This is a genomic window from Dolichospermum sp. UHCC 0406 (assembly GCF_009712025.1).
GTDB classification, from domain to species: Bacteria; Cyanobacteriota; Cyanobacteriia; order Cyanobacteriales; family Nostocaceae; genus Dolichospermum; species Dolichospermum lemmermannii.
This window is the reverse complement of sequence record NZ_VILA01000010.1, coordinates 236521-256099: the sequence shown is the minus strand read 5'-3', so window position 1 is coordinate 256099 and position 19579 is coordinate 236521. Positions and strand designations below refer to the sequence as shown.

At 38.4% G+C, this 19579-nt stretch carries 17 protein-coding genes, 1 other RNA gene and 2 pseudogenes; 5 read left to right on the top strand and 15 right to left on the bottom strand.

Going from position 1 to position 19579, the window contains the following annotated elements:
• Positions 1–1571 precede the first annotated feature (1571 nt).
• Together FJR09_RS09975 and FJR09_RS09970 are read right to left on the bottom strand one after the other, a co-directional pair.
• Positions 1572–2486, bottom strand: a complete 915-nt coding sequence (locus FJR09_RS09975; protein ID WP_015079362.1) for a leucine rich repeat variant-containing protein — start codon at positions 2484–2486, stop codon at positions 1572–1574.
• A 264-nt stretch (positions 2487–2750) separates the two neighbouring features.
• Entirely contained in the window at positions 2751–4106 is a 1356-nt protein-coding gene (locus tag FJR09_RS09970; protein ID WP_371260401.1) for a site-specific integrase, read from the bottom strand.
• Positions 4107–5102: 996 nt separating this feature from the next.
• On the opposite strand from FJR09_RS09970, the pseudogene FJR09_RS09965 reads away from it, so the two are divergent.
• Both FJR09_RS09965 and FJR09_RS09960 read left to right on the top strand, forming a co-directional pair.
• Positions 5103–6203: pseudogene (locus FJR09_RS09965) on the top strand (nickel-dependent hydrogenase large subunit); the annotation flags it as partial.
• 207 nt (positions 6204–6410) lie between these two features.
• Positions 6411–6833: a hypothetical protein gene (locus FJR09_RS09960; RefSeq protein WP_015079359.1), complete on the top strand. Its 423-nt coding sequence runs from the start codon at positions 6411–6413 to the stop codon at positions 6831–6833.
• A 411-nt stretch (positions 6834–7244) separates the two neighbouring features.
• On the opposite strand, the gene FJR09_RS09955 is transcribed toward FJR09_RS09960, so the two are convergent.
• Positions 7245–7613, bottom strand: a complete 369-nt coding sequence (locus tag FJR09_RS09955; protein WP_148761884.1) for an SET domain-containing protein — start codon at positions 7611–7613, stop codon at positions 7245–7247.
• A 249-nt stretch (positions 7614–7862) separates the two neighbouring features.
• Between FJR09_RS09955 and FJR09_RS09950 the strand changes: the two genes are divergently transcribed.
• Entirely contained in the window at positions 7863–8336 is a 474-nt protein-coding gene (locus tag FJR09_RS09950) for a hydrogenase maturation protease (protein WP_168653283.1), read from the top strand.
• Positions 8337–8362: 26 nt separating this feature from the next.
• Here FJR09_RS09950 and FJR09_RS09945 read toward each other — a convergent pair whose 3' ends face one another.
• On the bottom strand, positions 8363–8737 hold the full coding sequence (locus tag FJR09_RS09945) for a hypothetical protein (RefSeq protein ID WP_168653282.1): 375 nt from the start codon (positions 8735–8737) through the stop codon (positions 8363–8365).
• A gap of 18 nt (positions 8738–8755) precedes the next feature.
• Positions 8756–9709: pseudogene (locus FJR09_RS09940) on the bottom strand (SagB/ThcOx family dehydrogenase); the annotation flags it as partial.
• Between the two features lie 115 nt (positions 9710–9824).
• Between FJR09_RS09940 and ssrA the strand changes: the two are divergent.
• Positions 9825–10216, top strand: a transfer-messenger RNA (tmRNA) gene (gene ssrA, locus FJR09_RS09935).
• Positions 10217–10344: 128 nt separating this feature from the next.
• Here the strand turns inward: ssrA and psb29 are convergent.
• The 3 genes from psb29 to hemF all read right to left on the bottom strand — a co-directional run bounded on the left by psb29 (position 10345) and on the right by hemF (position 12729).
• Positions 10345–11016 (bottom strand): photosystem II biogenesis protein Psp29, encoded by a 672-nt coding sequence (gene psb29 / locus FJR09_RS09930; RefSeq protein WP_015079355.1) that lies wholly within the window; start codon positions 11014–11016, stop codon positions 10345–10347.
• 94 nt (positions 11017–11110) lie between these two features.
• Positions 11111–11482, bottom strand: a complete 372-nt coding sequence (locus FJR09_RS09925; RefSeq protein ID WP_015079354.1) for an STAS domain-containing protein — start codon at positions 11480–11482, stop codon at positions 11111–11113.
• A 200-nt stretch (positions 11483–11682) separates the two neighbouring features.
• Positions 11683–12729, bottom strand: a complete 1047-nt coding sequence (gene hemF / locus FJR09_RS09920) for an oxygen-dependent coproporphyrinogen oxidase (protein ID WP_168653281.1) — start codon at positions 12727–12729, stop codon at positions 11683–11685.
• Between the two features lie 382 nt (positions 12730–13111).
• Between hemF and FJR09_RS09915 the strand changes: the two genes are divergently transcribed.
• Positions 13112–13558 carry a DUF6636 domain-containing protein gene (locus tag FJR09_RS09915; RefSeq protein WP_168653280.1) on the top strand — a complete coding sequence of 149 codons (447 nt, stop codon included), beginning with the start codon at positions 13112–13114 and terminating at the stop codon, positions 13556–13558.
• Here the strand turns inward: FJR09_RS09915 and FJR09_RS09910 are convergent.
• From FJR09_RS09910 to hemB, 7 genes are all read right to left on the bottom strand, one after another.
• Positions 13555–14298: a hypothetical protein gene (locus FJR09_RS09910; protein ID WP_041457798.1), complete on the bottom strand. Its 744-nt coding sequence runs from the start codon at positions 14296–14298 to the stop codon at positions 13555–13557. The genes FJR09_RS09915 and FJR09_RS09910 overlap by 4 nt on opposite strands.
• A 37-nt stretch (positions 14299–14335) precedes the next feature.
• Positions 14336–15145 carry a metallophosphoesterase gene (locus FJR09_RS09905; protein ID WP_015079350.1) on the bottom strand — a complete coding sequence of 270 codons (810 nt, stop codon included), beginning with the start codon at positions 15143–15145 and terminating at the stop codon, positions 14336–14338.
• Complete coding sequence (locus tag FJR09_RS09900; protein WP_015079349.1) at positions 15142–15915, bottom strand: hypothetical protein; 774 nt, start codon at positions 15913–15915, stop codon at positions 15142–15144. The genes FJR09_RS09905 and FJR09_RS09900 overlap by 4 nt, the downstream gene beginning before the upstream one ends.
• 12 nt (positions 15916–15927) lie before the next feature.
• On the bottom strand, positions 15928–16263 hold the full coding sequence (hisI, locus tag FJR09_RS09895; RefSeq protein WP_015079348.1) for a phosphoribosyl-AMP cyclohydrolase: 336 nt from the start codon (positions 16261–16263) through the stop codon (positions 15928–15930).
• A 103-nt stretch (positions 16264–16366) separates the two neighbouring features.
• Positions 16367–17014: a GTP cyclohydrolase I FolE gene (folE, locus tag FJR09_RS09890; protein ID WP_015079347.1), complete on the bottom strand. Its 648-nt coding sequence runs from the start codon at positions 17012–17014 to the stop codon at positions 16367–16369.
• A 119-nt stretch (positions 17015–17133) separates the two neighbouring features.
• Positions 17134–18192, bottom strand: a complete 1059-nt coding sequence (locus tag FJR09_RS09885; RefSeq protein ID WP_015079346.1) for a GTP-binding protein — start codon at positions 18190–18192, stop codon at positions 17134–17136.
• Between the two features lie 200 nt (positions 18193–18392).
• Positions 18393–19403, bottom strand: a complete 1011-nt coding sequence (hemB, locus tag FJR09_RS09880) for a porphobilinogen synthase (RefSeq protein WP_168653279.1) — start codon at positions 19401–19403, stop codon at positions 18393–18395.
• Between the last annotated feature and the right edge of the window lie 176 nt (positions 19404–19579).

Here is a 19579-nt window from a genome sequence, read left to right as displayed (position 1 = left end):
AGTAGTCATACAAGATTTTACATTTAAAGAGTTTCTCTTTTCTATATTATCACCAACTTTGACATTGAAACGCCATTAGATGGTAGCTATTTGACTGATAGCAAAGCACGACCTAGTAATCGCATTAACTCAATATTAGCGAACTGACAAGTCAGTGCTTACGCTATCGCAGTTAATCACAGTTAAAGAATCACAAGACAATGGATTTTGAGCGATCGCTTACCCATGAGATCGCAATTAATCACAGTTAAAGAATCACAAGACAATAGATTTTGAGCGATCGCACTAACCAAATATTAGCGATCGCAGTTAAGGAAGCACAAGGAAATGGATTTTGAGCGATTCCTGCGGAGCGCTTCGCTATCGCATTTCCCCAACATTAGCAATCGCAGTTAATCACAGTTAAGGAAGCACAAGGAAATGGGAAATGGATATTGAGCGATCGCACTAACCCAATATTAGCGATCGCACTTAATCACAGTTAAGAAAGCACAAGATAATGGATTTTGAGCGATTCCTGCGGAGCGCTTCGCTATCGCATTTCCCCAATATTAGCGATCGCAATTAATAGTAGTTAAGAAAGCACAAGAAAATGGCAATTGAGCGATCGCTTACCCATAAGATCGCATTAATCGCAGTTAAAGAAACACAAGATAATAGATTTTAAGCGATCGCATTTCCCCAATATTAGTGATCGCAGTTAATCCAGTTAAAGAAGTACAAGACAATGGATTTTGAGCGATTCCTACGGAGCGCTTCGCTATCGCACTAACCCAACATTAGTGATCGCAGTTAATCCCAGTTAACGAAGCACAAAAAAATGGAAATTGAGCGATCGCATTAACCCAACATTAGCGATCGCAGTTAATCGCAGTTAAGGAAGCACAAGATAATGGAAATTGAGCGATTCCTACGGAGCGCTTCGCTATCGCATTAACCCAATATTAGCGAACTGACAAGTCAGCGCTTACGCTATCGCAGTCAATCCCCGTTAAGAGGATGTTTGAAAAGTGGTATTCCGTAATTTTCATCACATTGCTACCCCCCTTAGTCCCCCCTTGTAAAGGGGGGAAACAATAAAAATCCAGTTCCCTCCCCTTTACAAGGGGAGGGTTAGGGTGGGGTAAAAAATATTTGATACATCAACCATAACTTTCCAAACACCCTCTAAAGAAGTACAAGACAATGGATTTTGAGCGATTCCTACGGAGCGCTTCGCTATCGCACTAACCCAACATTAGTGATCGCAGTTAATCCCAGTTAACGAAGCACAAAAAAATGGAAATTGAGCGATCGCATTAACCAAATATTAGCGATCGCAGTTAATCCCAGTTAAGAAAACACAAAACAATGGATTTTGAGCGATAGCGAAGCGCTCCGTAGGAATCGCACTAACTCAATATTAGCGATCGCATTTCCCCAATATTAGCGATCGCACTATCGCAGTTAAGGAAGCACAAAAAAATGGATTTTAAGCGATAGCGAAGCGCTCCGTAGGAATCGCTTACCCATGAGATCGCACTTAATCGCAGTTAAAGAATCACAAAACAATGGATTTTGAGCGATCGCACTTAGTTTGAATTCCAGTTAGGATTTCGTGCGACACAATTTTGAAGTGCTTCTGCTAACATAGGTCCAGTCGGATAACAATTAAGAATTCTTAAAATATGAAGAGGAGTATTAGGATTTTTGGCAATTGCTAGGATAAAGTTTTCGTATTCTTGAAACCAAATATCAGGGTCGAAGAAACCTGTAGCTTGGAAGTTGACTTTAGCTAAATCAGAAATCATAGTACCTCTATTCTTAAAGGAGTTGCCAATCGCTTGACAGTTGGAAAAGAGTCTTTCAAGTGTGCTAGCCGAAGTATGAAAATTACCAGCTACCGCAGTGCGAACTGTATGAAGTCGATCTTGAGATAGGATTTCTAAAATATCAGCAGATGTACTTGGATTTTCTGCTACATAACGGCGAGTAAATTCGCATTTATCCGACGCGAAAAGCCTTAAGAGATCAACGGGTGTACTGAGATTGCTCGCCACACTAGAGCGAACAGATTCGTCTTGGGCAAGAGTTCTTAGAAGAGCAATGGGTAAATTAGGATTTTGTGCCACACACCTCCGAACACTACATTCAATATCTTGAGCGAGTAACTCTAGTATTCTATTAGGTGTATTTGGATTCAGACCAACATTACCGCGAACATAAGATGTTCTGGAAGATCCAACAAATGCATGGTCATGAGCCAGCATCTCAAGCGTGTCAGCAGGTGTACTGGGATTTCTTGCTACAAAGAAACGAATATACTCGTCACGGTCGCATGCAAGAAGTTGTAGGATATCGATCGGTGTATTTGGGTTATTTGCTAGAGTACGGTGAACTTCTCTAGCAGCTACAGTACGGTGAACTTCTATAGCAGATCGATATAATTCTCGTAACCGTTCAGGAGATGTCGTGAGTTCGCGGGCTTCTGTCTCATTGTTATTCATTTACTTTATCCACTGATATTTTATCCCACCATAAACAGATCGGTCTATCAATAATTTCAACGCAACTGACCCATAAATGTCAACAGACAGGCTTTCACCTAACGTTATCACAGACAACCTGAGCGGCATAACGGCTGAATTGAGCGATAAAACATCACCCCCAACTCAAAACTAAAATATCATAATATTGTCCGCTCCAATGATTTGTTATGCAGCGATCGCTTCACAATTACTTATACTTTGTAAAACACCAATAATTTGAGCTTATTTCTTGCTGATATCCAGAATTTTTCTTAACCTTTCATTCTCCATCCTTAACGCCAATATTTCATTCTTCTGCAACTCAATTAACGACCTTTGACTAATTACCTCACCAAAGGCTTTTTTCCGGTTTTCAATCCCAAACCATCTTTGATAGGTTTTTGTATGTTCATCAACAGTATGACCTAAATTATCTGCTGCGGCTTTAATTGGTATTCCCTGAAGATGCGCTCGAATCGCGCAACCATGCCGTAAATCATAAGGTTGAAACTCAATTCCCACCTTTCTAAACCATCTCGATATATCTCTTCGCATCCAATTAATATTTTGTACAGATGCAATTTTTGCCACCTTTTGTTCTAAAATATTTAATGGTTTGGGATTATGTAAATCAAATAATTCTATCCATTCAGGAACAAAAGGAATAACTTCTCGATATCCAGTTTTAGTATTTTTATTCACCTTCCAAGTATGATCTATATTTTGCGGAGACATCCACCAATTAATATCTGGTTGGACAAATAGTTCCCTTGGTCTTAATCCATAAGTCGCCAACATTCCATATACCCAACGCCACATTTCCCAGGTGTCTATCTCATCACTAATATTTGTATTTTTGCGGCTGAGGGCGAATTTTTCAAAAAGGTCAAAAGCAGATATGATTTTTTCATCTTCAGGAATTTCTCGATAAGCAGGAGTGACATGATCTCGTTTAACATCAAGTTGAAATCCTAAATTAAAGGTTTTAATCAAAACAGAACTTACCGCAATCAGTTCATTTTTTTTATTACCCTGAAATGAATTAATAACTTCCTCAAAATTTTCTTTTGTCGCTAAATGGGTAAGAGTCAAATTTCTTTTAATCACAGATATATAGTTAGCAAAAGTATTTTGACTAGTGATAGTTTTCTGACGGGTTTGATAATATTTTTCGTCAAATGTATCTAATAATTCCCCAATTGTTTTGATTTCTTGCTTTTCTCTCGATTTAATTCCTAAATACTTCTCATTCCACTCAAAAGTATGACGAGCAATTAATTTACCCAATTCATAACTTTCTTCAATTGCTGTTTTTAATCCCTCTAAATTTGCGGGTATTCCTAGAGATAAATCATACTGCTTTTTTGTCTTACCTAAACTGTAATCTCCTGGTTTTAAAGGTAAGGTAGCTCGTAATTGGAGAGAATTGCCAGTTTGTTTAATACTAACTCTTATTCTCTCTCTTTTTAAATTATTATTAGCTGCAATTAACTTCTGTTCAAAAACTGCTTGATACTGTAATTCCGTTGCTTTTATTTTCGCCATTGTTCCTCTATAGCTGCCATCTGTGGTGTTCTGCGGCTCAAAATCTGCAAACATATCTGCAAACCAGTCCCTTGAGTCTGCATTTGCATCCTCATGTAGAGATGGGGGATAGGTTTCCGATATTACAGTACAGCTATTTTCAAGTAAATAGACCACAAACCGACCTCTCTCCAAACCTCTCTCCTGCAAGGAGAGAGGCTTTGATTTACCCCCCCTTCCAGAGCAACAAAGGTTTTTCTTTTTCCCTCTCCTCTTAGGAGAGGGTTAGGGAGAGGTAGGGAAGGGGCTGGGGGTTAGGTCTAATAATAGTAGTTCAAATACAAGAAAACTGCTGTAAGTGTTAGGGATAAAAATTACCTTGACTCATAGAACCTCGCGGTAAGTGGGAAACTCAGCGGCTTTAGCCCTGAGAGGAAAACGGCACGTGCGATTAAAATCGCTGTGGTTTTTGTGGTACAATTAAATTACGAGTAGAAATAACTATCTACGTGTTGAAGCATCCTAGTATCGGAGAAATCCCGGCTCCCCTGAAACAACGGTTAGGTTTAAGTCCTAACGACAGTATGACGAGCAAGGAGCAAACAAAGGCAGGTTGCGGAGCGTACCGCGTTTTGGCTTAGTGATGGACTCCGAAAGTATTAGAAACAAAAAAGTAGATAGAAACCTAAGCTTGACTTAGAGTGACTAAGTAGACGAAGTTTGACGGTCGTAGCGAAAGTTTTACTCTGTCCGCAGAATCTCAGTGTCTTTAGAGGGTGTTTGAAAAGTCCCTCATGGTGTATCAAATATTTTCAGATCCCCCTAAATCCCCCTTAAAAAGGGGGACTTTGACTCTAGTTCCCCCCTTGCTAAGGGGGGTTAGGGGGGATCTGTAAGTGCCTAAAATCACAACCTAAAACTTTTCAAACAACCTCTTAGACATGAGAGTGTCAATCCCTAAATATTCCCTTATTTATAAAAGCTGAAATGGTGAAAATAAAATGTTCTGATTGAGCAAAATTACTTTAAAAATAAGTTACTCAGGAACATTTACAGCATATCACCTGTTGTCATAGCAGTTATATGGTGCCTGGTGGTGTGATGTGCGCCCCCACTTTAACTGATATTACCCGCGCCTGGGCAATTTTGGAATATTTCCGCACCAATTGGTTAGAACCAGTTTGGTTAGGTTGTTCTTTAGAAAGATATGAAGAAATTCAATCCTATGAAGACTTTCAAAAGTGGTTAAATGAAGATGTTAAACATCGAGAATCTGACTTGGGTTTATATTGGCGCATGGGGTTAGATATCGGTTTAGATCGATATGGTGCTGGTGTGGGTAAATATGTGACTTGGGGTTATATTCCCCATGAAGATAAATATAATCATCCCACCATTGAAGGACGTAACGCTGCTGTGATTATGAAAAGCGGTGTTTATGATAGCTTCACGGATACTCATGCCTTGATGAATCAAGCATTTGCCCGTGAGAATTTAACCCATTCTTGGTATGATGAGGGTACAGAAGATTGGCATCCAAGCGATCGCACAACAAAGCCAATTAATCACAATCAAAAAGACTTTAATGGGGCATATTCTTGGTCAAGTGCAGTCCTCCACCAAGACTTAGGACGTTTAGAAGCAGGACCCCTCGCCCGTCAATTAGTTGCAGGGGGAAATCATGGGGAATCTTGGCAACATTATGACCCTTTTATTCTCGACACATTCAAGCAAATGGGTGGTGCAAGTGTTCATCTTCGGCAATTAGGAAGAGTCCATGAAATAGTGAAACTATATCGTCAAGCTGAACGGTGTTTAAGAGAGTTCAAATTAAACGATCCTTGGTATATTAAACCAGAAGAAAAAGATGGTAAAGGTTGGGGTGCAACGGAAGCCGCTAGAGGTGCATTATGTCACTGGGTAGAAATCGAAAAAGGTAAAATTAAGAATTATCAAGTTATCGCTCCCGGTACTTGGAATATCGGACCCCGTGACGGTGAAGGACAACTCGGACCAATCGAAAAAGCATTAATTGGAACACCAATTCAAGACCCTAAAGACCCCGTAGAAGTGGGTCATGTCGCCCGTTCTTTTGATTCATGTTTAGTGTGTACTGTTCACGCCCATGACGCGAAAACTGGGGAAGAATTAGCTCGTTTTAGAACAGCTTAATTTATGTTACTTAAGATCCCCGATTTCTTCAAGAAGTCGGGGATCTATTTTTCGATAAGTCAGGGTTCTATATAATTGTTATGTGCAGTACAAAAGTTCCCAAATCAGTGGGTTAGTCTGAATTTTAAGGAATAATTGATAATTCCTAATTATCAGATGAAGAATTATCAATTAGGAATTACTAAATACTAAAAATGGTAACTAATTGTGTCTAATTTAGAACTACATCAATATCTTCCTCAACTTCCTGAAGCTGCATTGCAAGAATTTATAGAATGGTGTATGTTGGATCAGTCAACAGCCGCAGGATTAGAATTTAAACCCGATCAAAGTAAGTTAAAGAATTTAGCACCAGCGGATTATTCTAAGCAATTAGTTGACCAATTTATGAAGGTAAGACCTGACCCCATTAGAGCAGGTTTGGTGGCTGTAATTGCAGGGAAACAAGCCGATAAACACGAATTAACAGGTTTAGCTGCTGTGGTTGATTTTGTTTCTCTTTATGTTAAGTATTTAATTCCTAAAGATGGTAGTAATCCAGAAGAAGCTGATGCAATTTTAGCTAAAGCATCACAACATCAATATGAGCAACTTGTGGAAATTGCTAAAAAACATGGTGTGAGTGTATAGATTTGTAGGGTGGGTAATTCCCACCCAGAAAAACGCGGAAGTTAAAGTGATTTTTAGGTAAGTGAATTATAAACTTTTGTCTGAATCAGGATTTACAGGATTTAAGGATTTACAGGATGTTTATTGTTAATATTAGAAATGGGAATTTATGTACTTAACATGAATAAATCGTCAATAAATAATCCTGTTAATCCTTTAATCTTGAGCATCCTGATTCTGACAATATGAGACTGGGAATTCATTCCCAGCGGTTGCTAAAGATGAAATTTTGGGAAAGCATCATAAAAATATAGTCGGCTTGAGCCGACTTTCGCTATGAGACTGGGAATTCATTCCCTGGCGGTTGCTAAAGATGAAATTTTGGGGAAACATCATAAAAATAAATGTTGGGTTTCCTTACCTCAACCCAACCTACTCTTCTACATCAAACCAAACAGGGGAAATATCATCAACCTGCCCATTATAATTAATCGTAATTTCCTGCCCTTCCCGAATATATTGATGAGCAACAATATCAATTACATTTTTAGCAAAATTCTTAATATAAACCGCATTGGGATGATAAGAATGATTAAAAAGAGAAGCAAAACCTAAACCTATTGCCCCGCTTTCTCCATGCCAACCAAAATAATAATTTAATAACACCGTTTTAGTAATTAACTTAACTTGCTGTTTAGGAATCACAATCACAGCGGCTCTTTCAATTAAATCTCCTTTAGCAAAATCTTGCTGGGCAAATATACCTCTACCTTTAGTCTCTGTATCACGAAATACTAGCATATTGCAATTATATCTGATGGGTAAGAATGATTTTTGACTAACCACTACAGATAAACGCAGAGAAAATAAACATCAGATCCCCGACTTCTGAGCATTGCTTGATAGTTTATGGAGACGATTACACAAGAAGTCGGGGATCTTGTGCGCTATAGCTACTATAAAGTCAATGATCAAAGATGTAGTCAAAATTTCCGTAAATTTTAATTTTTTGTGCAAAGTTGATAATATTCATGTTATTATAAATATCCCATGCTAACTATCATTGGTTGTGGCAATCTGAATCGGAATGATGATGCTGTCGGCGTAATTATCGCCCAACGTTTACAGCAATATCTCGCCCAAAATCCTCACTCCAACATCCGCATTTTCGATAGTGGAACTGCGGGCATGGAAGTGATGTTTCAAGCGAGAGGTAGCGAAAAATTAATTATTCTTGATGCTAGTTGCACAGGTTCAGAACCAGGTGCTATATTTAAAGTCCCAGGGAAAGAACTAGAAGCACTGCCCGAACCTAGTTACAACTTACATGATTTTCGTTGGGATCATGCCTTGGCTGCTGGGAGAAAAATCTTTTTAGATGATTTTCCCCAAGAGGTGACAGTCTATTTAATTGAAGCTGCAAATCTGGATTTTGGACTGGAATTAAGTCCTGTTGTTCAACGTTCTGCTGATTTAGTTTTTGCCGAACTAATCATAATTATCCAACAGAATGTGATAGCTTAATCAACAATCTCAAATCCCCAATTGCATCAGATCCAATCACGATAAACTGGCAACTCATCTACTCTCATTTCAAAGGGTACAGTTTGACTATCGGGAGGACAAACCCGGATTTTGGCACTGCTAACAATGCCATAAAGAACATTTGCCATAGGGACAATTTGTTGCAAAATTTGCCAGTTAGTAACTTGGTCAGGGCATTCAATTACTAAAGTCAAAATACTCGCGTGAGTTGTGGCATACCAACGACAATTAGACAACAAACTATGAATAATGCGATCGCATCCTTCATAAAAGTATTTGCTAATTGAATGCTCCAATTGTTGTCGAAGCATAATATCTGCTGATGTTGGCTGTATAGGGTGCTTATCATCAGCATGGAATTGATGTTCTGTTCTCGCCATTTCCAGTTATTTTCCTATTTATTTACCAATTGCCATTGCATACAATACGTCCTTATTGGTTTCTAGCAAGGCTTGGGTTTCATCATCATAGAAAGCACCAATACCACTACAATCTATTCCCCAATAGTTGCTAAATAAATACACTCTCTGTCCGACAAATCCGGCTAATTGCATAGCCGTTTGATAACTCAAATAGTCGGACACCTATTCCAAACGTTCTCCAAAAACCGTTCTCGGTCAGAATTAAATTGAGGATGTTCTAGCTGCTGCTGGTGACTAGGCTGTAAAGACGTTGTTTGATAGGCATCTTCAACACATTGATTAACTTGAAAATAGTCAGTACCACAGACAAAAGGAATAGGTAGCCTTAAGCGTCTGACTGGTTTTTCTTGCGCTTCTGGTGATATCACACAACTAGTAATAAACTCCTTATTCTCAAATCCCAAATCTGCATTGAGAATAAGTTTATCAAAATCAAAGCCTAGTTGTATGTTGTTTTCATGAAGATATGCAAAAAGCAGCGATAGCACCTAAATGGTGTCCGCTATCCAACAAACAATATCTCAAACTCCTGTCTTGATATTTCCAGCTAGACCTATGATAAACACAACTAACTAAAAAGATGAATCCGTTAATACATTTATTTGGTATAACATAATTATCCAATCCATCATCGCCTAATTCATAAATTAAGGTCAGACAATTATTCTCAACTTCTATATGGTAGATGCCATTTATTATGCCTTCTAACCCACGTATTTGTACATAAATTCCTGTCGGGTATAAAGCCCCCGCAGACGGATTTACCCGCAATTTATAGGGACTATATTGATATATCTTTTCTCAAGTAATAGCACTGGTTAACCACAAAAAAGTATGAATAGGATTATTGCGATTTAATTGCAGCCGGCGATAAAAATGAGGATAAACTTTAAAAGAAGTTGGTTGTGTAGCGGCATCTACATAATTAGGATAGACTAAAATTCATACCCTTAATCAGCAACGCCAGTTTTCAGCAACAGGAATGGTAATCAACTTATTTGTCAAATTGCAAAATTCTGTACTATAATAAAAGTGTGAAGTACATGGGGCTTTAACGGTTTCGACAGGTTGGCGAAAGCTACTCTGTGATTCAGGTCGAGAGCGAGTCATCTCTCGCAAATCAAAGACTCAAAAAAAAAGTAAATGCGAACAATATCGTAAAATTTGCTCGTCGGGAAGCTCTAGTAGCTGCCTAAGAAACCTCTAATAGGTTCGAGCGTCTTTAATTTGACTCCGTTAAGGATTAAAGACCTAACCCCCAACGGATGCTCCAACAAGCGTTCTCTGGTTGGCTTGAAGGCTAAGATTAAATCAGAGCATCCTACGTTCGGGATAATGAACGATTCCCGCCTTGAGGGTCAGAGAGGCTAAACCTGTGAACGAGTGGAGGGTTAATACCCAATTTGGACATGGGTTCGACTCCCATAAGCTCCATTTTCAATTTTCAATAATTTTTAAGCCCGCTAAACACTTTGATGTTAGGCGGGCTTTTTGCTATTTGGGGGATTTCTCAACATGGATATCCCGTTCCCAAATTATTTATTAGTACGGGATAGCGCTGATAGTTAGGCTTGCTTTAAAGCATCGCGTTTTTTCCGATCTGCTGTCAAAATATCTGCCATGACTATGAGTGCTTGCGCCATTTTTTCCAGGTTAGAACTGTATAGTTCTAAATCTTTGATGAGTTTATCTTCAGAGATATGTAACCCGTTAGAGATTGCTTTTAGTGCTTCAGCCCTTTGCTCATCTTTTTTGACAAGTTCAGGATCTGACTGGACTAATAATGCAAATAAACCAACGCCAAATAAACGACTATATTTAAAGTTGGAATTTGCGGCCACCGCTTCTAGTTGCTTTTGCAAATCTGCATCTTGATTGAGGGGACTTGCTTGACTTAAACTAGCAATCAAATCCTTAGCTGGTAAACTGGCAGCTAAAGCTTGCAATCTGGAGGCATCTTGTCGGTAGCTCTGGGGGTCTTGTTCCACAGCCTGACAGATTGCTCGGAAAATTGACTCTTTGTCCTGTTCTGGTTGGTAGCCATCCATGAAGCGGTCAAAAGTTGTGACAACGCCCAAGGCATAAATCGCATCGTAGCTAAAATCAACATTGACTGATAGTAGGTGCATTTCTACCATCAACTCTTCCACTACCCGGCGGTAAATAGTATTAATCGGCCTGGTATGAAGAGTGTAAAAGGTTCTTTTTGTATCAGATACTGTACGGACGTTATTCACAAAGAAAATTTTAGTAAAGACGTATTCCTGTTATCTAGTATGAACTAATCAGAGCTAATTAGCGAAAGTCAGATCAAAAAGGAGTTGATAAATCCTATGGACCAGTGAAAATCTGGTGCCGAGTCTCTAAAACCTGTTTTTCCGTCTCAAAGATTTCAAATACAGTATCCATCATTGTGACTTCAAACACCAGCTTGGCTTCTGGATGAACATTACAAATCCGAAAACTACCATTAACCCTATCAGCTTCACGCATCCCAGCTAATAAAGAAGTCAGCCCAGAACTATCAATAAAATTTACTTGGCCGAGATTGACAACAACATGAGGACTGTGTTTAGAAATACATTCCTGTAGCTTGAGACGAAATTGCCAAGCAGTAGTAATATCTAAGCGACCAGCGGGTGTCAATACCATAACGGTATGACCGTCTTCAGTTGTAAAGGTTTTTTGATCTATATTAATCACTGAACCGATACTTTTTTGCTAAGATTTGCTAATCAACACACTCACAAAGTCAGGAACTATCAATCCATATACAGAGGATGATACCTCATCCTTAGTGTAACTTAAATTCATAGTATTTGACGAAAATAACTGAGGATTGGGGATGGGGGATGGGGAAGAAAAATATTCTCCTCTGCACCTCTGCTCCCCTGTACCTCTGCTTATGCTTGACTTGGTTTCCAGTTTATCCAATCTTGCGGTTTTAGAAAAGTCTCATACAACTCAGCTTCAGGAGAATTAGGTTCTGGTTTGTAGCCATATTCCCAACGAACTAAAGGTGGTAGAGACATGAGAATTGATTCTGTGCGGCCGTTGGTTTGCAGTCCAAAAATTGTCCCTCGGTCATAAACCAAGTTAAATTCTACATATCTACCACGACGGTATAATTGGAAATTACGTTGGCGATCGCCGTATTCCATCCCCTGTCGGCGTTCCGCAATTGGCGCATAAGCAGGTAAAAATGCCCCAGCACAGTCTTGAACTAAAGCAAATATATCTTCCCAACTCCGTGACGGTAATTGACCTACCTGATTACTATAAATAGCTGCGTCCCCATGAGGATCCGGGCCGCGATAGATAGAACCTTGACCATCTTGGTAATCTAAAAATAAACCACCAATTCCTCGTGTTTCATCCCGATGTTTCAGATAAAAATATTCATCGCACCACCGCTTAAACACAGGATAATACTCAGGATGGTGTTGATCACAAGCTTGTTTAAAAGTGTTATGAAAATGTTTTGCATCTTCAGCAAAGGGGTAATAAGGTGTTAAATCCGCACCTCCACCAAACCACCAAACTGGACCTGCTTCAAAATAGCGGTAATTTAAATGGACTGTAGGTACATAAGGATTTCGTGGGTGCAACACCAAAGAAGTACCCGTTGCATAAAATCCATGTCCTGCTGCTTCTGGACGTTGGGCTAAAATTGAAGGAGGTAAATGAGAACCCCAAACTTCAGAAAAATTTACCCCTGCTTGTTCAAAGATCGCCCCATCCCGCAGGACACGCGATCGCCCACCACCCCCTTCTGGACGCTGCCAACTATCTTCCTGAAACGTCCCCAGACCATCTAATTTCTCTAAACCTTGGGTAATTTCATCCTGCAGATTCTGCATAAACTGACTGACTCTAGCCTGGGCATTCACACCAGGGAGAACATCAGATGAATCTTTTGTGATAGTGGGGGTTTGCGCGTTGGTTAACATAGATTCCCGAACCTAAAATTACAATTTCTAAACAATTACAAATTTTTGTTGTCAAAACTTCTCAGCAGCGAAAGTCACAAATCCGGCTTAATCTGCCAAAGAAGTTTGCTATGATCCGTCAAAACACCTTTAAATATCCATTGGCACGGAATTTACTCCAACTTACACATATCATATCTAAAGACCCGTTTTCACAGTTATAGAAATAATCTTATTATTCTCAATACCTTCGCCATTTTTTGCTTTGTTGGATTAAGCGACAGCGCAACAAATACGCATTTGTGGGGTTATGGCTTTGCCACACTATGGCTAACGCCTCCGTACCATTTGCCGTGCGAATGTAACCGTTTCCCAACCCAACCTTTTCAGATATGATCCAATTATGTATAAACAATTGATCAAACCAATTATCTTTGTAGTTACCAGCATAGTAACTGTATTGCCACAGGTAAGTATTGCTGCACCAAAAGGGTTTCAATCCCCCAGTGGTAATATGTTTTGCGAGCTAAGTGAAGGAGAAACAAATAGTTTACGCTGTGAAATCAATACTTCGCTAAAACCCAAACCGCCTCAACCTTACCCTGGATATTGCGGGTTTGATTGGGGAATGGGTTTTTTGTTACCTGCTGATGCTAGACCAGAAATTTTATGTATCAGTGATACCATTGCTGATAAAAATAAAACCGTTTTGGCCTATGGAAAAACTTGGAACAATGGTGGTTTTAAATGTGTTTCCCAAAAAACTGGTTTAACTTGTACTAATAGTAATGGGATTGGCTTTTTTCTCAGTCGGGAAAAATGGCGAGTATTAGGTCTTTCTAGACCTTAGTTACAAATCTGCCGCTTTTGAAAACCCTTAGCTTGTCCGTAATACACGGTTTTAAACTTCACCTGATTTGTCCCAGGATTGTAGAGAGTATATGTTGCTTCTCCTGGAGTCCGTCCTACATTTCCCACACCAATCACTTGACGAGGGTTAATATTGACAGTTTGTGGAGACAATTGATGATCAAGAGTAGTGATTTCACTGCTAATAGAACCAGCTTGTAACTGATACTGAAAAGTTAACCCAGAACGACCACAAAATAGGTTATTTGCTTGCATTCTTGATAATCTATCTAGCATTTGAATAGGGAGAGTATCGGGAGTAAGTTCATCATTTACACCTGCTGTCGAACCGTGTATTAATAAACAATCTAATTCAAAAAAACCAAAATCCAAGTTTCTCAACCATTGTACTGTCTGACGGGAAACACAATCCCACAACATCTGCACAGTATCACCACCATATTTTGCCAGTAATTCCGGTGCGTCTCCAGTCGGACCTAAACCATGTAAAATCAAACACTGTTCTTCCCACCATCCCTTACAAACCATTGGTTCTAATTCACCCCGTCGCGGTGATTTTACCCTTTCCACTAACTGTTCACATTCTCGCCTTGGACCGACTAAATCACCGATAATATATAATACCTCTATGTAACGGCTTTGCAGCTTAATATCAGCTATCACAGCTTCATAGGCTGGCAAATTTCCTTCAATTCCACTCAATATTGCCCACATAGTCAATTTTGGATTTTAGATTTTAGATTTTGGATTAGTTCTTTTATCTGGTACAAACATGAGTTGGATCTTCTGCCCGTTCAGCATACTCTAAGCCATGCGCTAAACGCCAAGCAAAGATTTCTGGTAATCCCTTTTCGATAATTGCTGCACAGGTTTTTTGATAATCATAGGTAACTTCCCGCAAAGTTACCCCTTGAGTATCAGTTTCATAAATTACATAAGTTGCATTTGGTCGTCCATGTCGAGGTTCTCCAACAGAACCAACATTAACAATCTTTTTCAGCGCAGATGAAAAGTTAATTTTCCGTGATTCTGCTGGATTATTAACCTGAACTTGTAACTCACCAGCATTAAGATTACGAGTATAGGGAACGTGAGTATGTCCACAAAATAGCACATCTGCACCTGTGGAAAGTACCCTTTCTAAAGCGACAAAAGCATCCAATTCAGGTAATAAATATTCATGGTTGCTATGGGGACTACCGTGAACAAAGGCTAAGTTTTGCCATTGGAGACTATGGGGTAAATTGGCCAAAAATTCCCGGTTTTCCGGGTGGATTTCCTGATTTGTCCATTGGTGAGCCTTTAGTCCTCTTTTTTCTGCCAATATTGAAGGATAACTACAATCACAAGCATTCAATCCTTCCACAATATCTTTATCCCAACAACCAGCGCAGGTAGGAATATCCAAGGAGCGAATTTGGTTAATTACCGCATTAGGGTGGGGTCCATATCCCACTAAATCACCAACACAAAATATTTTTTCAGCTTTTTGATTGTCAATATCTAATAATACAGCATCTAAGGCTTCGTAATTACCATGAATACATGACATGACAGCTATTTTCATACTTGTTGACCTTCTAATAAAATTTGTTGTACTTGTTGTTGATATTGAAAAATCATGGACTCAGATAAACAGCAATCTGATAATGTTGCTTTTAAAGCGGTTTCATTTAAGTTTTTTCCGGCTATTTCTATGCCACTAAATCGCTGAGGTCTACCTTCTAAATACCTTGGTACGTTTAATTCTAAAAAGTCTGTTTGGGGAACACCAGAGACAAAATCACAGGAAAGAGAACGTCCATCATTAACATCGAAAATTGCCTTAGCACGGGTAACAATCCCATAAGCGCCGTGAGTTATTTCATACCAAAATTCATCTAAACTATTTTCATCAATTACTTGCCCCGTAGTTTCTACCCGCCATAAATTTTCTACAATTATAGTTGGAACTGGTGCGCCATAGATAATTTCATCTGCCCAACTATCATATTCAGAGTTTTTTAACTCCTCTGGAATAATTGCTATAGCGTGGTAAGTGAGATGATCTAATATTTTTGATATCCTATTTAACTCTAGATAAGAACCTAATTCAACATAAACACTATCTGCTGTGGGAATGTGATATAGAAATTCAATTTCTTGACCATCACCAAATATTTTCAGATCAGGAAATTCAGTAGCTATTTTAGTTTGATCAATGGGAATATTCCCCGTTCCTGGAGAAAAATAAATTACTTTTTCAATAGATTTAATATCTCGAATTTGTTGACAGATCCAGGTAGTTTTTCCAGATCCAAATAATCCAGCGACAACGGTAATAATTGGTAAAGTCATAATCAATATAAATTATAATTTATGAGGTAAAATTCCCACAGAATTAAAAAAACAACTTCTGACTCCAGTATGACAGGCAATATCACCAACTTGCTCAATTTTGATGAGAATTGTATCACCATCACAATCATAAAAAAGCTCTTTTACCTTTTGAATATGTGTAGATGTTGCCCCCTTATGCCACAACTGAGAACGGGAACGACTCCAATAATAAACTTCACCTGTAGCCAGGGTTTTTTGAATTGATTCTGCATTCATCCAAGCCATCATTAAAACAGTACCATCGAGATAATCTTGAGCTATAGCTGGAATTAACCCTTGCTCATTAAATTTCAAATTTCCAATCATGATAACTTATCCCTTTTTATCTGCGTTTATCTGCGTTTATCTGCGTTCAAATATCAATATAATGTAGAGATAAAAAATCTCTTATCTCTACATCACACAAAGCCTATTTAAAATTAGCACTGTGGCGAATTAAATTCATAAATTCTTCACGAGTGCGTGCGTCTTCAGAAAACACACCACGCATAGCACTGGTAACAGTCCAAGAACCTGGTTTTTGCACTCCTCTCATCACCATACACATATGAGTTGCTTCAATTACCACTGCAACCCCTTGAGGTTTGAGTAAACCTTGCAGTGCATTAGCAATTTGTAAAGTCAGCCGTTCTTGCACTTGTAAACGTCGAGCATACATTTCACAAATGCGGGCAATTTTTGATAATCCTATGACTTTACCATTAGGAATATAAGCGATATGAGCGCGGCCAATGATTGGTAATATGTGGTGTTCACAGGAACTGAAAAGATCAATATCCCGGACTAAAACCATTTCATTTGCATCTTCTGTAAATACTGCTCCATTTAGCAGTTCATCTATAGATTGATCATATCCACTTGTAAGAAATTTTAACGCTTTAACAACTCTTTTGGGAGTATCTTTTAATCCCTCACGGTCTGGATTTTCTCCCAATCCAATCAACAAAGTGCGTACAGCTTGTCTCATATCAGCTTCTGTTACAGTTGGTAATTCTTGCTGATATAAGGATGAAATGTCAGCAGTAGAATTTAGCTCTGGACGAATAGATAAAGTCATTTTTTTAGGTTAATTGGGATGATTTATGAGCAAAGTTAATAGTTTCATAAACTATATCTATAAATAGCTATTAACTAAATTTGATTTGATGAATTTGAGAATTAATGAAGACTTTTAAACTAAAATAACAAACATTCGTTAAGTTTTGTATGAATCTCACTAGCCTCCAATTTTCTACCAATAAAAACTACCTGATTTTTAGGTTGATTAGGCCATTCGTCAGCGTGCAAAGTGTAACGAGGTCCACTGAGTTGAAAGATATGACGCAACTCACTATCACTAAACCATAAAATTCCTTTAGCACGAAATACATTTTTCGGTATTTCTTCAGTCAAAAAATGCTCAAATTTATGGACATTAAATGGTTTATTACTTTGGAAAGAAATTGAAACAAACCCATCATTATCTAAATGATCGGAGTGATGATGATGTTCATGTTTATGGTCATGTTTATGGTCATGTTCATGTTCATGTTCATGTTCATGTTCATGGTTATGACGATCTTCATCATCAGTGACAATATACTTATGTATTGGTGTTAAACTCACATCTAAAATCAATGGTAAAGCAACTTCACCATATTGAGTATGTAAAATTTTCGCTCCGCTTTTGACATCATGGATAAAATCTTCTAATTCTTGTATTTTTTCTGGCTTCACAAGGTCTATTTTATTGAGGAGAATAATATCTCCATAGGTAATCTGTCTTAAAGCTGCTTCACTATCGAAATGTTTTTCATCAAAGGCTTCAGCATCTACCACTGTAATAATTGAATCTAGGTTAGTTAAATCCCTCAATTCTGTTCCCAGAAAAGTTAAAATGATTGGTAAAGGATCAGCAACACCTGTAGTTTCAATAACTAGATAATCAATGGGATCTTCTCTTTCTAGAACTCGATAAACTGCATCAACTAAACCATCATTAATTGTACAACATATACAGCCATTACTAAGTTCCATCATAGCTTCATCTACAGAAATTAGTAATTGACTATCAATGTTAATATCACCAAACTCATTGACGAGGACAGCGACTTTTAAATCTTGTTTGTTTTGAAGAATCTGATTTAAAAGCGTAGTTTTACCACTTCCTAAAAACCCTGTAATTATACTTACTGGCATTCCGCGTTTGGGTATTTCAGGAATTGCATTTTTTGCGTTTAAACTGATTGTATTCATCTGAAAATCTGGGTTTTACTTGACAAAAAAAGTACGGTAAAAGTGAATTTTTAAGACAAGTTTTTCCTTGTCATACTGAATAAACTGACCATAGCTAACAAAAATGATAACCGTTATCAAGTTAACACAAAAAAAGTCTGAATGTAAATGATTTTGTCATTTATTTGCCAAAAAATCTTTGCCACTTCCTGAATAGAACCTTAACTCAACATCAAAGCCACTTCTTTGGCAAAATAAGTTAAAATTAAATCAGCACCAGCCCGCTTCATACTGGTTAAAGTCTCTAAAATCACCTTTTTTTCATCAATCCAACCATATTGAGCAGCCGCTTTAATCATGGCGTATTCACCACTCACGTTATAAGCTGCGACTGGTAAATTTGTAGCTGCTTTTACCTGACAGATTATATCTAGATAGGCTAATGCGGGTTTGACCATAATGATGTCTGCACCTTCAGCAATATCCAATTCAATTTCCTTTAAAGCTTCTTTCGCGTTAGCTGCGTCCATTTGATAGGTTTTTTTATCGCCAAATTTGGGAGCAGAATCCAAAGCATCCCGGAATGGTCCATAATAGGCAGAGGCATATTTTGCGGAGTATGCCAAAATCCCTACATTGATATAACCTTCAGCATCTAAAGCCGTGCGAATTGCCCCAATTCTACCATCCATCATATCAGAAGGGGCAACAAAATCAGTTCCCGCTTCCGCTTGGGAAAGTGCCATTTTGACTAACACTTCTAAAGTTTGATCATTGAGAATTTTGCCATTTTCATCAACCAAACCATCATGACCATGAGTAGTAAAAGGGTCAAGGGCTACATCAGTAATAATCAAGATTTCCGGGACTGCTTTTTTAATAGCTTTAACAGTTTCCTGGATTAATCCCTCTGGATTGTAGCTTTCTGTACCTGTGTCGTCCTTTTGATCTTCTGGGATAACCGGGAAAAGCGCAACAGCATTAATACCCAACCGTGACACTTCCGCAATTTCTTCCAGGAGTAAATCTAGAGAATAGCGATAACATCCTGGCATAGAAGCGATTTCTACTTTTTCTTCTTCCCCCTCCATAACAAACATGGGATAAATCAGATCATCCACACTTAAAGTAGTTTCCCGTACCATTTTCCGTAAAGTTTCAGTCCGACGGAGACGACGAGGACGCTGAGAAAGATGCAAGAGGTTATCCGTAGACGAGTTTTCAGACGACATAATATAACTCACCAAAAATGATAATCATTATTATAAATCATCTTGTACAAAACCCAAAAACTGCCCGAAAATGGCCAAGAAAAAATCCGCATGAAGACGGCTGAACAAAGATTCTAGTCCAACTTTCACCAAAAATACAAAATATAACTCTTCCTTTGCGCCTTTGCGCCTTTGTG

Bases quoted from the DNA above. Each gene is read 5' to 3' on its own strand.
- FJR09_RS09975 (WP_015079362.1), bottom strand. From the start codon at position 2,486: ATGAATAACAATGAGACAGAAGCCCGCGAACTCACGACATCTCCTGAA.
- FJR09_RS09970 (WP_371260401.1), bottom strand. From the start codon at position 4,106: ATGTTTGCAGATTTTGAGCCGCAGAACACCACAGATGGCAGCTATAGA.
- FJR09_RS09955 (WP_148761884.1), bottom strand. From the start codon at position 7,613: ATGCTAGTATTTCGTGATACAGAGACTAAAGGTAGAGGTATATTTGCC.
- FJR09_RS09950 (WP_168653283.1), top strand. From the start codon at position 7,863: ATGCTAACTATCATTGGTTGTGGCAATCTGAATCGGAATGATGATGCT.
- FJR09_RS09945 (WP_168653282.1), bottom strand. From the start codon at position 8,737: ATGGCGAGAACAGAACATCAATTCCATGCTGATGATAAGCACCCTATA.
- hemF (WP_168653281.1), bottom strand. From the start codon at position 12,729: ATGTTAACCAACGCGCAAACCCCCACTATCACAAAAGATTCATCTGAT.
- FJR09_RS09915 (WP_168653280.1), top strand. From the start codon at position 13,112: ATGTATAAACAATTGATCAAACCAATTATCTTTGTAGTTACCAGCATA.
- FJR09_RS09905 (WP_015079350.1), bottom strand. From the start codon at position 15,145: ATGAAAATAGCTGTCATGTCATGTATTCATGGTAATTACGAAGCCTTA.
- FJR09_RS09900 (WP_015079349.1), bottom strand. From the start codon at position 15,915: ATGACTTTACCAATTATTACCGTTGTCGCTGGATTATTTGGATCTGGA.
- hisI (WP_015079348.1), bottom strand. From the start codon at position 16,263: ATGATTGGAAATTTGAAATTTAATGAGCAAGGGTTAATTCCAGCTATA.
- folE (WP_015079347.1), bottom strand. From the start codon at position 17,014: ATGACTTTATCTATTCGTCCAGAGCTAAATTCTACTGCTGACATTTCA.
- FJR09_RS09885 (WP_015079346.1), bottom strand. From the start codon at position 18,192: ATGAATACAATCAGTTTAAACGCAAAAAATGCAATTCCTGAAATACCC.
- hemB (WP_168653279.1), bottom strand. From the start codon at position 19,403: ATGTCGTCTGAAAACTCGTCTACGGATAACCTCTTGCATCTTTCTCAG.